At 72.2% G+C, this 12,754-nt stretch carries 10 protein-coding genes; 4 read left to right on the top strand and 6 right to left on the bottom strand.

Features of this window, described 5'->3' with window-relative positions:
• The first annotated feature begins 297 nt into the window (after nucleotides 1-297).
• From ACQPY0_RS38715 to ACQPY0_RS38705, 3 genes are all read left to right on the top strand, one after another.
• A complete protein-coding gene (locus ACQPY0_RS38715) occupies nucleotides 298-1,368 on the top strand; it encodes an amidohydrolase family protein (RefSeq protein WP_432972513.1) in 1,071 nt (356 codons plus the stop codon).
• Nucleotides 1,369-1,465: 97 nt separating this feature from the next.
• The gene (locus tag ACQPY0_RS38710) at nucleotides 1,466-2,656 is read left to right on the top strand and encodes a HEAT repeat domain-containing protein (RefSeq protein WP_432972510.1); all 1,191 of its coding nucleotides are present in this window, start codon (nucleotides 1,466-1,468) and stop codon (nucleotides 2,654-2,656) included.
• A 1,463-nt stretch (nucleotides 2,657-4,119) separates the two neighbouring features.
• On the top strand, nucleotides 4,120-4,383 hold the full coding sequence (locus ACQPY0_RS38705) for a hypothetical protein (RefSeq protein ID WP_432972507.1): 264 nt from the start codon (nucleotides 4,120-4,122) through the stop codon (nucleotides 4,381-4,383).
• A 152-nt stretch (nucleotides 4,384-4,535) separates the two neighbouring features.
• On the opposite strand, the gene ACQPY0_RS38700 is transcribed toward ACQPY0_RS38705, so the two are convergent.
• The 3 genes from ACQPY0_RS38700 to ACQPY0_RS38690 all read right to left on the bottom strand — a co-directional run bounded on the left by ACQPY0_RS38700 (nucleotide 4,536) and on the right by ACQPY0_RS38690 (nucleotide 7,399).
• Nucleotides 4,536-4,982 carry a hypothetical protein gene (locus tag ACQPY0_RS38700; protein ID WP_432972504.1) on the bottom strand — a complete coding sequence of 149 codons (447 nt, stop codon included), beginning with the start codon at nucleotides 4,980-4,982 and terminating at the stop codon, nucleotides 4,536-4,538.
• Nucleotides 4,979-6,373, bottom strand: a complete 1,395-nt coding sequence (locus tag ACQPY0_RS38695) for an O-antigen ligase family protein (RefSeq protein WP_432972501.1) — start codon at nucleotides 6,371-6,373, stop codon at nucleotides 4,979-4,981. Before ACQPY0_RS38695 ends, ACQPY0_RS38700 begins: the two co-directional genes overlap by 4 nt.
• 126 nt (nucleotides 6,374-6,499) lie before the next feature.
• Nucleotides 6,500-7,399: a hypothetical protein gene (locus tag ACQPY0_RS38690; RefSeq protein ID WP_432972498.1), complete on the bottom strand. Its 900-nt coding sequence runs from the start codon at nucleotides 7,397-7,399 to the stop codon at nucleotides 6,500-6,502.
• Between the two features lie 195 nt (nucleotides 7,400-7,594).
• On the opposite strand from ACQPY0_RS38690, the gene ACQPY0_RS38685 reads away from it, so the two are divergent.
• Nucleotides 7,595-9,238, top strand: a complete 1,644-nt coding sequence (locus tag ACQPY0_RS38685; protein WP_432972495.1) for a beta-1,3-glucanase family protein — start codon at nucleotides 7,595-7,597, stop codon at nucleotides 9,236-9,238.
• 38 nt (nucleotides 9,239-9,276) lie between these two features.
• On the opposite strand, the gene ACQPY0_RS38680 is transcribed toward ACQPY0_RS38685, so the two are convergent.
• The 3 genes from ACQPY0_RS38680 to ACQPY0_RS38670 form a co-directional block, all read right to left on the bottom strand.
• Nucleotides 9,277-10,476 carry a serpin family protein gene (locus ACQPY0_RS38680; protein ID WP_432972492.1) on the bottom strand — a complete coding sequence of 400 codons (1,200 nt, stop codon included), beginning with the start codon at nucleotides 10,474-10,476 and terminating at the stop codon, nucleotides 9,277-9,279.
• A 41-nt stretch (nucleotides 10,477-10,517) separates the two neighbouring features.
• On the bottom strand, nucleotides 10,518-11,747 hold the full coding sequence (locus ACQPY0_RS38675) for a serpin family protein (RefSeq protein WP_432972489.1): 1,230 nt from the start codon (nucleotides 11,745-11,747) through the stop codon (nucleotides 10,518-10,520).
• Nucleotides 11,748-11,895: 148 nt separating this feature from the next.
• Nucleotides 11,896-12,738 carry a tetratricopeptide repeat protein gene (locus ACQPY0_RS38670; protein ID WP_432972486.1) on the bottom strand — a complete coding sequence of 281 codons (843 nt, stop codon included), beginning with the start codon at nucleotides 12,736-12,738 and terminating at the stop codon, nucleotides 11,896-11,898.
• Nucleotides 12,739-12,754: the final 16 nt, after the last annotated feature.

Genomic DNA, 12,754 nt, shown 5'->3' with positions numbered 1-12,754 from the left:
CAACGCGCAATCGGCACCGGCCTCATCATCGGCTGCCCGAGGCGTGGCCACTGATTTTGCGCGCGGTGGCGTGGGTCGCACCGCGACGTAGCACGATGGTCTCCGGCGTCGGCTCAGGCTTGTCCCTGCTCTGGCCGGCGGCAGCGCGGGCTTACCCGGGGAGTCGCCCGGATGTCCCGGGAATCCGTGCTACGACAAAAGCGGATGGTGGTTTGCCCGATAAGTCGGGCGCTCCGCGCCGCGACTTATCGGATTTTTCGCCTGACGGGTCATAAGTCCGATTAAGGAGGTTATGGCATGACTGAGCGCACCGCGATCACCAATGTCCGGATCTTCGACGGCGAACGGCTGACCGAGCCGCGAACCGTCCTGATCGAGGGCGGCCTCATCGCCGCCGGGACCGGCCCGGCCGGCGCGCGGATCGTCGACGCGGCGGGGGCGGTGCTGCTGCCCGGCCTGATCGACGCCCACGTACACCTGCACGGCCGCCAGACCCTCGAACAGTTCGCTGAGTACGGCGTGACGACGGCCCTCGACATGGCGGCCTGGCCGCCGGACCTGGTCCGCGACCTGCGCGGCATCCCGGGCCTGACTGACATCCGTAGCGCCGTCACCCCGGCGATCGGCCCCGGCGGCATGCACGCCCGCATGCCCGGCATGCCCGCCGAGGCCATCCTGCGCGATCCTGCCGACGCCGAGCAGGCGGTGGCCAACCGGATCGCGGAGGGCTCCGACCACCTGAAGATCGTGCTGGAGGAGCCGGGCGCCGGCGGCCCGTCCGAAGGGGCCGCAGCCGCGTTCGTGGCCGCCGGCCACGCCGAGGGCCGCCGTGTGGTGGCGCATGCCACGTCGCCGGGGGCGTACGCGCTGGCCCTGCGCATCGGCGCGGACTTCCTCACCCACGTCCCGCTCGGCCCACCCCTGGAGGCCGGTACGGTCGCGAGAATGGCCGCGGACCACCGGGTTGCCATCCCGACGCTGAGCATGATGGAGGCCATCGCGGGGGCATCCGGCCACCCGGAGACCTTCGCGGGCGCCCTGCGCAGCGTGGCGCTGATGCATGCGGCCGGCATCCCGGTCCTGTCCGGCACCGACGCCAACGCCACGCCGGGCGGCCCGTGTCCGATCCGCCACGGCGAGAGCCTGCACCACGAACTGGACCTCCTGGTCCGGGTGGGCCTGACCCCAGCCGAGGCCCTACGCGCGGCCACGAGCGGGCCCGCCGAACACTTCGGCCTGCTGGACCGCGGCACCGTGGAGCCGGGCAAGCGGGCCGACCTGCTCCTGGTCGGCGGCGATCCACTGACGGACATCACCGCAACCCGCAAGATCATGCACGTCTGGTGCGGCGGCATACAGCGGGTCTGACCCCGACTTTCCGCCCGCCATGGAAGGAGACGGCACGGGTCCGATCGATCACCTGAGTTGTCCAGGTCCCGTGCCCGTAGCGGTAGGCTCCCCGGTCGTGGCGGACGACACCGCGGTTCGGCTGGCGGGTGTGGCGGAGAGGCTGGCGGCGTTGGGCGGCCGGGATGACCTGGCTGGTGAGTACGGCGTGGCGAGCCATCATTTCCGGCTCCAGCGGCCCGCGGCAGAGTCGGCCGTCGCCGAGTTCGAGACGAGTCACGGAGTCCGGCTGCCTGAGCATTACCGGCGCTTCGTGATCGAGGTCGGCGACGGCGGGGCGGGGCCCGGAACCGGGTTGTTGCCGCTCGCCGACGTCTGCACGGTCGAAGGCCGGCCGGGCTGCTGGCCGGGGCATTTGACGCGTGCGTGTCCGTATCTGCCGGGCCCGCGATACCCCGGGTGGTCGGAGGAGCTCTACGAGGACCCACCGGGGTCCGACCAGGTGTGGCTGCCGGGCACACTGCTGGTGTGCGGCGGGCAGCTGCAGACCCGCCTGATCGTGACCGGGCCGGCCTGCGGGCGGCTGTTCAACGTCGATGCCGACCACGAAATCGTACCGTACGTCGTCGAAGACCCGGACTTCCTGTGCTGGTACGAGCGGTGGCTGGACGAGGTCGACGAGGGCATCCACGGCTACTGGTTCGGCGAGAAGCCGCCCGGCGGTGAGGCCGAACTCGTGGCGATCCTCGACCGCGACCCGGCGGCGCACCGACGGGCCCGAGCAGCGCATTGGCTGTGGGAGTTGCCGTCCCTCGGCTTCGCCGGGCGGGACGCACTGCGACACGCCGCCGCAAGCGACCCGGACGCGAATGTCCGCGCAACCATCGTTGCGGCCGCCCAGGGAAGGGTGAACCGCCACGGCCTGCGTACCGCCTCACCCGACGACGTGGCTCGGTACGCCCGGTCGAACGAAGGCATCGCGGTCGAAGCTCTGGCCGAGCTCGACCGGCTCACCCTCGATGACCTCGAACCGGACCTGCACGGCACGGATGTCGAGCGGCGCCGCACGGCGGCGACCCTGCTCGCGTTTCACCTTCGCGGCGCCCCGGCCGACCGGTGCCAGGCGGCGATCACGCGGCTGCTCGACGACCCGGACAAGGTTGTCCGCTCCCGCGCCGTGCTGGCGGTTCGCACCTTCGGGCTCACCCACCTGCATCCGATCCTCGAGGCCATGCTGACGACTGAGCCCGAGCCATGGAATCGGCACCACCTGCGGTGGACGCTCACCGGACCTACCTTCGGCATCTGATCGTACGACGAGCTGAAGCGCGAGGCTGACCGACGGGACCCAGACGCCGGAATCGCTTGATCACGTACGCACTCATGCCGCCGTTGGTGCGCGGCGGCCAGCTGGCGCACATTGCAGCGAGTAATCGGCCCGGTAAGGCCAGGACTTCCTGTCGTGCCGATGAGCGCGCGTGTTTCGTGCGTCGTCGTCATTGTTGTGGCGCTCGGAATTTCTGGTCGGTGGTCCGTTGGGATAGGGTTTGACGGATTGGGTGCGTGGCATTTTCCGGGTACAGCTCTGGAGTGTTTGCCGGTATTTCTTCGTGGTGCCGTGTCGGCGGGCCGGCGCGGATTCTCGCTGGTGTGTCGGCGCTGTGCCGACGGGCCGGTGGGATGGCGCTGATGCGGTGGGTGCGGGCCGGCGCTGGGTTGGTCGGTGCCATGCGTCGGGTGCGGCACTGTGGCGTGGTCGTCCGGGCCGGTATCGGTCGCGGGGTCGCCCGGGCCGCGCAGGTGCTTCGCCTGGTGGCGGTGCTTCGCCTGGTGGCGGTGCTTCGCCTGGTGGCGGTGCTTCGGCCGGTGGCGGCGCCGAGGCCCTGTCTTTGGTCGGCGGTGCCGAGGCCCTGGCTGGGGCCTCAGCCGGCCGCGCCGTAGCCGTGGCCATGGCCGGTGGCGGCGCCGAGGCCCTGTCTTTGGTCGGCGGTGCCGAGGCCCTGGCTGGGGCCTCAGCCGGCCGCGCCGTAGCCGTGGCCATGGCCGGTGGCGGCGCCGAGGCCCTGTCTTTGGTCGGCGGTGCCGAGGCCCTGGCTGGGGCCTCAGCCGGCCGCGCCGTAGCCGTGGCCATGGCCGGTGGCGGTGCCGAGGTCGTGGCTGGGGCCTCGGGCGGTCGCGTCGCGGCCGTGTCCGGCCGCCGCGCCGAGGTCGTGGTCGTGGCCGTGCCCGGTGCCGGGGTTGTGGCTTGGCTATGCCGGATCGTGCGCGGTGCCGAGGTCGTGGCCGTGCGTGGCGCCGAGGTCGTGGCGGTGGCCTTGGCCGGTGGCGTGGCCGGGGCCGGGGCCGGGGGCGGTTCGTTCGCTGAGCCTTCCTGGCCGTCGGCAGTGATGCTTGCCGACGGGGTGCTTGCGCGTATTCGGCGGAGTTTCTCGGCGTGTCGCTGGGCGAGGCCCCACGCGCGATGCCGGGCGTGTTCCCGGCGGAACTCCTCATTCGCCGCGGAATAACGACGCGACCTGGTCCGGTCACGCATGGCAGCCAATTCAGACTTGCTCAGCAATTGCAGCTGCCCCATGAGTTCATTTTCCCAGAATCCAGCCGGACCCGCTGCCCCGCACGGCTGGCCATAATGTCAAATGGTGCACGCACATGCCGCCGTGAGCGCACGGCGGCCGGCCAGTGCTCGTCACAGACGGTGACTGGCTCGGCGAGGCCAAGGCTTCCTGTCCCGCGACGCGGGCGCGCGGGTGGCCAGGTCCTGGGTGCTCGGACGTGGCGATCCGCCGGTGGGTCAAGGTGTGGGCGGCCGACGGGCTCGAACAGGTTCATGCCCTGGTCCTGGCCGTGTCCGATCGGATGATCGGGCTGCGGCTGGGTGGCCTGGCCGTCGATGGCTGTGCGGAGCTGTGGGAGGAGACCGACGGCTACTCCAGCGCGCCTGCGACCGCCTGCTGGAGCCTTGACGGCGGTCGGCGGTGGCGCGCACGTTGGCCCGTCGCCGGTCCGACGGGGCAAAGGTGGCCTGCCGTGAGCTAACTGTCGGGCGGCTCTCGGGCGCGGCGCGGAGCGGTCGACTTGTCGAAAACGCGCCGTGATGCCTGGGTGGCATCACGACGCGGGGTTGGGTAGGCGCCCGGGCGAGCAGCCGCGCGGCGAGGCCGGGGACCGCACACCGGGCTGGGGGTGGGTCAGCTCGCGACGTTGACGATCTCGCGGCCGGTGTTGAGGGTTACGTAGGCGTTCTGGCCGTAGACGTCGAGGTGGCCCACCGCGTAGGCCACGCCTGACTTGAACGGGGCGCCCTGTGACGTGACGGGGACCTTGACCTTCTCCGTCGCGCCGGTGCAGGCCTGGTTGTTGAGGTAGCCGCTGCCGTGCGTGGTGCTGGTCGGGCTGACCGTCTGGGTCACGTCGACCTGGAGTTGGTAGTGGGCCCCGGCCGGGCAGGTGACGTTGACCGTGACGATCGTGGCCGCGCCGTTCGCCTTGAGCTTGGCCGTCTTGACGATTTTGACGGCCGAGCCGCCGCTGGACTCGGATTGCAGGTTGACCGCCGCGCCGGCCGGCACGGCGAACGCGAGCACCGCGCCGAGGGCGAGAGCACCGGTGCCGAGGTGGGACTTCTTGAGCTTCACTGCGATTCCTCCCCGTTCGTTGATGGTGCGGACTCTTCACTGGGGCGCGGGGCGGCCATGCCGGCGAGTACGCCGAACAGCAGTGGCACGACCGCCAGCTCCCACAGGAAGTCGAAGGCGCTGTGCACGGCGAGGGCGGCGATCGCCGCCACCGCGCCCGCCCACAGCGGATTGGTGCCCCGGCCCCGCCACAGCAGGACGACCGCGGCGACGCCGAGGGCGGCCAGCGCGGCGAGGCCGACGGCGCCGAGGTCGACGAGCCACTGCAGGTACTCGTTGTGCACCCACCGGCTCACCACGAGCGTGCCGTGGACGTCGAACCAGAAGTACCGCGCGCGGCCGGGCCCGGTGCCCAGCAGCGGGTGCGCGCCGGCCTGCTCCAGCGCCGAGCGCAGCGAGCCCGAGCGCCCCTGCGAGGCGAGCGTGAACCGCCGGTTCAGCACGGCGTCCACTGTGGACGGCATGGGCCGCGTCGCGGTGACGGCGAGAGCGGCGGCGGCGCCCGCGCCGAGCAGGGTCCAGGCCGCCGCCAGCGCTCCGCCGTGCAGTTTTGGCAGCAGTACCGCGAGCAGGCCCCCGAACACCAGCCCTCCGGCGGCCAGCAACGGCCGGGGCGACGCGTCGGCCGGGAACGACGGCACCAGGGCGGCCAGGGCGATCGCCGCGCCGACGAGCGCCGGCAGGAGATGGCGGAGCACAGGACGTACTGATGCGAGGAAAGCCAGACAGAGCACGCCCGCGGCGAAGGCCAGCCAGCCCGCCCGGCTCAGCGTGGCGGCCAGCCCGGCCAGGATCGCGTACAACATGACGGCCCAAACCAATGATCCCGGCTCGGCGAGCAGCAGCGCGAGCGCGATCAGCCCGGCGGCGGCCAGCACCGCCGCGGCGGCGTTGGGGTAGGTGAGCGTCGACGCGCCCCGCCATAGCGTCGACTCGACCAGCACCGACCAGCGCTCGACCCGCCACGCCACCCCCGCCCAGGCGGTGATCGCGACCAGCGCGCCGAGCCCGGCGAGCCCGGCCGCCAGATCCCGCGGTCGCGCCCGGCGCCCCGCGACGACGCCCGCCAGCAGCGTCGCGAGGGCGAGGACGATGCCGGCCGCGGTCGTGAACCCGCCGGCCGTGGCCGCCCGGACCAGCGCCCACCCGGCGATCGCGGCGGTGGCGATGGCGAGCCACCGCAGGTCCCGGTCGAGCCGCCGGTTCCGCGCGAGGGTCAGGCCGAGCGCGACGAGGGCCAGGGCGCTCACCAGGATGCGGCCGGGCAGGTAGAACCCGCCCTGCGCGACGACGCCGGCGGTGACCGCGGCCAGCAGCGCCAGCGTCGGCGCCGGCCAGCCGCCGACCGACTCCGATCGCGCCGGAATCGCTTGCAGCGCAGGCGAATCCACCAGAACCACCCTCCCCGTCAGAGCGTCTGCCGCGACCGACTATAGCGATTGCTGACGATGCGTGAGGGTATGGTTTCTGACTGCAACCTTTCGGGCCGCCAAAGCGTGTGGTTCTGCCGGGCGGCCTCAGCAGGTCACGTCGACGTCGAGCACGGCCACCTCCTGCGGGCCGATGAGCACGACGGTGCCGGGCATCGGCTCCTCGTCGTCGTCCTGGTCCCAGTCGACCGGCAGGAACCCGGTGCCGTGCAGCCGCGTGGGCCGGACGCGCTCGAGCAGGGTGTCGAGCAGGTCGTGGCTGAGGTACGCGGCGACGTGGTCCTCCGGCAGCCGCGGATACTCGCCGGTGCCGTCCCAGTCCGCGCCGAGGTCGTTGAGCCCGCCCCGGGCCACGTTCAGCAGTGCGGCGCGCAGCTCGTCGGGGGTGAGGGGTGCGAACCGCGGCTCGTCGCCCTCCGCGGCCAGGTCCTCGTGGGTGCGCGCCCACCAGGCGAACGGCGTCTCGTCGTCACGCGGGCCGAAGTGCACCCGGAAGGTCACCGGGTTGTTGTTGTTCACCCACAGCAGGTCCATGAGCAGCGTCAGCAGGCAGGGCAGCCGGGTGCCGGCCGGCGGCGGCTCGACCGCGGGCGCGGCCGCCAGCGTGATGCGCAGGACGGTGTCGTTCCAGCCCCGCATGAGCAGCACGAGGTCGTCGCCGGGGAGGCGGCGCAGGCTGACGTACTTGCTGGCGAGTTCGCTCGCGAGGTGTCGCCGCAGGGCCTCGCTCTTCGCGCCGGTCACCGGGAGCCGCTCGGCCAGCAGTGCCGTGACCTCCTCGAGGTCCGTGATCTCCTCGCCGTCGCTCCACTCGGCCCGGGGCTGCAACTCGACGCGCCAGCCGGGCGTGGCGCCGCGGGTCGAGGCGGCGAGCAGCCACAGGGCCGAGACGGCGACGGCGTGCGGGTCGTTGAGTGCCATGCCCGCGAACGGGGCGGGCGGCGGGTGGCGTTGCCAGGCGTCGGTATAGCTGGTGATCTGCTCCACGGAGGTGATCGAAGCACACGCGGTACACCTCCATTGACAAGAATCTTTACTGATCGATATGGTGAGAGCGCTCTCAAGGTCCAGCCCAGCTATCCTTGCGACAGCCGCGAGAGCGCTTTCTCATGCCCTGCCCCGGCCGCCGCCACCGGGTGCCCGGTCGGTGCGGGACCACCGTCCGCGATGGAGGACACCGCCATGCTCCTCAAACGAAGAGTGCTCGGGCTCCTCGGCGCCCTGGCCCTGGCCGGACCGGCCGCTGCCGTCGTCTCGGCCCCGGCCGCGCACGCCGTCGGGCCCAGCATCCTGCCCGTCACCGTGACCAACTCCACCGGCCGCGGCGACGCGGTCTATCTGTACGTTCTCGGCGTCCAGCTCAGCAGCGGCCGCCTCGGCTACGTCAACTCCGCCGGCACGTTCACGGCGTGGAGCGGCGGGCAGATCCCGCCCTCGCCGGCCCCGGACGTCTCCATCGCCGGCCCCGGCAACGGCGGCTCGACCACGATCCGCTTCCCGCGCGGCTTCTCCGGCCGGGTGTACTTCTCCCTCGGCGAGAAGCTCAAGTTCTTCCTGACCCCGGACGGTCTCGTGCAGCCCGCTCCCTGGGCCGCCGGCGATGCGAACCAGAACATCCTGTTCGACTGGAGCGAGTTCACGTACAACGACGACGGCCTGTGGCTCAACAGCTCGCAGGTCGACATGTTCGCCATTCCGCACGCCGTGACGGTCACCGGGGCCAGCGGCGCCACCCAGCGCACCGGCGACCTGGTCAACGACGGCCGCAACGCGGTCATCAACCAGATCAAGGCGCAGGCGGGCTGGGCGAACACCGTCTACACGCGCTCGGACGGCACCGCGCTGCGCGTCCTGTCGCCGGGCAAGGCCGCCGGCGCCGGGCTGCTCAGCGCCACGCTCATGGACTCGTACATCAACAGCGCCTGGAACGCCTACACATCCAAGACGCTGACCGTCGTGCCGTTCGCCGACCAGCCCAACACCAAGTACTTCGGCCGGACCAGCGGCAACGTCATGACGTTCACCAACACCTCGGGCGCCGTGGTGGCCTCGTTCAACCGGCCCGGCAGCGCCGACGTGTGGGGCTGCGCGGGCAACCTGCCGGCCCCGAACGACCAGGTCGTCGGCCCGATCTCCCGGACGCTGTGCGCCGCCCTGAACCGGGGCACCCTCGGCACCGTCGACACCCAGCCGGACCTCAACTCGGCCGGCTTCTACAAGAACAGCCCGACCAACCAGTACGCGCGCATCATCCACGCGAACATGTCCGACGGGCGGGCGTACGCCTTCCCGTTCGACGACGTCGGGCACTTCGAGTCCCTCGTCACCGACTCCGACCCGCGCTCGGCCTCGATCATCCTGAGCCCGTTCGGCGCGGGCGGCGGCGGCACCGGCCCGATCTCGTCGACGACCTGGTACAGCGCGGTGAACAAGAACAGCAACAAGTGCGTGGACGCGCGTTCGTCGGGCACCGCGAACGGCACGGCGATCCAGCAGTACACCTGCAACAGCACGTTCGCGCAGCAGTACCAGTTCGTGCCGACCAGCGACGGGTACGTGCGCATCAACAACCGCAACAACGCCGCCCAGGTCCTCGACGTCAACGGCGTGTCGACCGCGGACGGCGCGACGGTGCACCTGTGGGCGTACGGCGGCGGCAGCAACCAGCAGTGGCTGCCGGTCTCCGAGGGCGGCGGCTACTACCACTTCGTGAGCCGCAACAGCGGCAAGTGCCTGGACGTGCCGAACGCGTCGACGGCCGACAGCGTGCAGCTGCAGCAGTGGACGTGCAACGGCACGGGCGCCCAGTCCTTCCGCCTGGCCTGACATTTCCGTTGGGGCCCTGGGGTTTCCCAGGGCCCCGTTCAACATTGGTACGGCTCGGGCTCGGCCACCCAGCCGGCGACGAGCACCAGCCCCGTGTCGCGGTGCACGGCCGCGAACCCGAACGGCCGGTCGAAGCGCACGTTCATGTAGCGCACGCGGTAGTACTGCTCGGGCTCCTCGAAGCCCGCGCCGACCATGTCGGACGCGGTGACGGCCGCCGCCTTGAACCCCGCGGCGCTGAACTCGGCGACCGCGTCCTGCTTGGCTTGGGAGACCGCCATCGGCTCCGGGCTGATCCCGGGAAAGTGCCCGCGGGACGTGTCGGTGGCCGCGGCGAGCCCGAAGATCTCGGCGTGCTCGAGCAGGTCGTGCGAGCCCGCGACCCGGAACCGAACGGTGTCCATCGACAGCCCGGGCGTGTCCTCGAACATCGAGATGTGCTCGCGCACCGTGACCCCGGGCGCGACGGTCACCGTCCAGTCGTCGTCTCCCTCCCGGTCGGGACGCGCGTCCCTCCGCAGAGCGGAGCCGTCCTTGCCCGGCTTGTCGTCACTCATGGCGTCGATCGCCGCGGGCAGCACGGCGGACGTGGGCCGGGTCTCCTCCCCGAGGATCAGCACCACGTCGACGTCCTCGCGCCCCTCGACGGTGAGGAGCGTGATCACCCCGGCCTCGGTGTCCACGGCCCGCAGCGTGCGCAGCCCCTCGACGCCGTCCAGGTATCGGTACAGCAACGCCACGTCCTGCCCGGCCCAGGGTCCGCGCATGATCGACGCGGGGTCTTCCTCGAACCGCTCCACCCACGTGGTCCGCACCGACAGCGCGCTGGCCAGCACCATGAACGAGTCCTCGGAGACCTCGATCGGCATCGCCGCGATCTCCCCGTCCGTCTGTGCGGCCGCCCAGGCGTCGAGCACGGGCTGATCCTTGGCCGGGTCGCCGGTGAGCGTGCCCCGCCGCCGCTCGGGCACGGCCGCCGTCCACGCCTCGGTCAGCGGCAACGTGTCGCGCGCCCAGACCCCGGTGGCCATCCGCGTGGAGGGCGACTCGGGCAGCTCGAACCCCTCGGGCGCGACGCCCATGAGCTCATCGCGGGCCGCCCCACCGGCGAACGGCGCGAGGAGCGCGAGCAGGACGTGCACCCCCGCTCCGGACAGCACCGTCCCCTGTCCGTCCAGTGTGGACGCCCACCGGGCCGTGAGCGCGTTGGCGTCGGCGATGGCCTTACTCGTCGTCATGCGCGGCACCCTATGCGTCTGCCGCCGCCGGGGCTGCCCCGCTATCCTTCGAACGGCTCCGGGTCGCTCACCCATCCGGCCACGAGCGCCAGTCCGGTCGGCCGGTGCACGGCCACGAAACCGAACGGCCGGTCGAAGTCGACGATCGCGATGCGCTTGCGGTAGGTGACTTGCTGGAAGTACGCACCGGCAAGCGTGGCGAACGCGGTGACGGCCGCCGCCTTGAACCCCTCGGCGGTGAACTCGGCGACCGCGTCCTGCCTGGCCTGGGAGATCGCCATCGGCATCGGGCTGATCCCGGGAAAGTGCCCGCGGGACGCGTCGGTGGCCCCGGCGAGCCCGAAGATCTCGGCGTGCTCAAGCAGGTCGTGCGAGCCGGTGACCCGGAACCGGACGGTGTGCACGTGCAGCTCGGGCTGGTCGTCGCTCGCCTGGCACTCCCGCACGCTGACCCCGGGCGCTCCGGCGACGGGTGTCTGCCCGCTGCCGCCGATCTCCGGTTGGCGAATTGTCGCACGTTCCAGAAGTGTGTCACCATATGTCACATTTCGTGGCGATTTGGTAGCATCGCCCGATCCCGGCGGTACGGCGGCGTCGATCGCGGCGGGCAGCACGACAGCGGGTGGCGCGCCGGCCTCCCCGAGGGCCAGCACCACGTCCACGTCGTCCGCGCCCACGACGGTGACCAGCGTGAGCGCCCCGGCCGCGGTCTCCACGACCCGCAGCGCCTGCAGTGCCCCGGCCCCCTTCGTCATGCGGTGCAGCCCGGCCTGCTGCCGTCCGGCCCATGCCCCGTCCTCGGACTCCTGGAGGTCGTCGGTGAACGGCTCCGCCCACGTGGTCCGCACCGACAACGCGCTGGCCAGCACCATGAGCGTCCCGTCGGTGACCTGGACCGGCATCGCCGCGATCTCGCCGTCGGTCTGGCGGGCCGCCCACGCGTCGAGCACGGGCTGATCGACGGCGGGGTCGCCGGTCAGCGCGCCGCGCAGCGGCTCGGGCACGGCGGCCTTCCAGTCCTCCGTCAGCGGCACCTCGGCCCGCGTCCAGACGCCGGTCGCCATCCGCGTGGCCGGCGAATCGGGCAGGTCCAGCTGCTCGGGCGCGATGGCCAGCAGGTCGTCGCGGACTCGCCCGCCCGCGAACGGTGCGAGCAGCGCGAGCAGGACGTGCACGCCCGCCCCGGACAGGACCGTGCCGCTATTGTCCAATGTGGACGCCCAGCGGCTCGTGAGCGCGTTGGCGTCGGCGATCGCCCGTCCCGTCGTCATACCCCGCAGCCTAATGCGCCGGTCACGCCAACCGCCGCCCCGCGCCGGCCGACCCGCCACGCCCTGCGGTGCGTGCGCGCGGCCTTACAGAGGCGGCTTGTTGCTGGGGACCAATACGCTGACAGTTGGTGCTTGAAAGTGGGATCGTTCACGGGCGGTCGAGGCTCAGCTGGTCCAGCCAGTCGTCGACCGGGTGCCCGAGCTCCTCGGCGAGGTCGAGCCACTGCCCGGCCCGCGCGGGGTCCCGGGCGACGCCGTCGCCCATGAGGTGCATGACGCCCAGTGTCGCCGCGGCCCGCGGGTTGCCGGCCCGCGCGGCGCGCTCGTAGTAGCCGACTGCGAGTGCCGTGTCCTTCGGCGCGCCGTTGCCGGTCGCGTGGGCGGCGCCCATGTTGTACAGGGCCCGGTGCTGGCCCAGCTCGGCGGCGCGGTGCAGCCAGCGGGCCGCCTCGGCGTCGTCGCGCTCCACGCCGGTGGCGGTGGAGAACAGGACGTACAACTCGAAGGCCGCGTCGGCGTTGCTCTGCCCGGCCGCGCGCAGGTGGTGCTCGACGGCCGCGCCCGCGTTGCCCAGCCACTGTTCTATTAGGCCGTACTGGTAGCCGGCCGCGCCGTCGCCGCGGGCGTGCGGGCGCAGCAGGTCCCGGGCGAGGTGCTGGGCCTGCGGCGACGCGTCGCGGGACCACCGGGCGAACAGCATCGCCCCGTCGCGGTCGCCCAGCGTCGCGGCCTCGGCGAAGCAGCGCAGCGCCCGGCCGGCCGGATGCTCCGCCGGGTCCGCGAACGGCAGGTCGGTCCGCCACTGCGCCGGTGGCAGCCGATCGCCGTCGGTGCCCAGATAGCACAGGCCCAGCTCCCGCCACGCCCGCGCGCTGCCCGCCGCGGACAGCCCGCGCACGACCTCCTCCGCCGCCTGCAGCGGCAGCAGGCCGATCATGAGATCCCCGCGGGCGATCCGGTGGGCCAGCTCCACGTAGTCGTCCTCGTTCACGATTTCTGTCGTACCC

The organism is Dactylosporangium sp. CA-233914 (genome assembly GCF_050942935.1).
Lineage (GTDB): Bacteria > Actinomycetota > Actinomycetes > Mycobacteriales > Micromonosporaceae > Dactylosporangium.
Note: the sequence above shows the minus strand (reverse complement) of the source record. Positions and strands in the feature narration are given on the sequence as shown.

What these genes read in the sequence shown, in the direction of transcription:
- ACQPY0_RS38715 (WP_432972513.1), top strand. Translation starts at nt 298, where the DNA reads ATGACTGAGCGCACCGCGATCACCAATGTCCGGATCTTCGACGGCGAA.
- ACQPY0_RS38685 (WP_432972495.1), top strand. Translation starts at nt 7,595, where the DNA reads ATGCTCCTCAAACGAAGAGTGCTCGGGCTCCTCGGCGCCCTGGCCCTG.
- ACQPY0_RS38680 (WP_432972492.1), bottom strand. Translation starts at nt 10,476, where the DNA reads ATGACGACGAGTAAGGCCATCGCCGACGCCAACGCGCTCACGGCCCGG.
- ACQPY0_RS38675 (WP_432972489.1), bottom strand. Translation starts at nt 11,747, where the DNA reads ATGACGACGGGACGGGCGATCGCCGACGCCAACGCGCTCACGAGCCGC.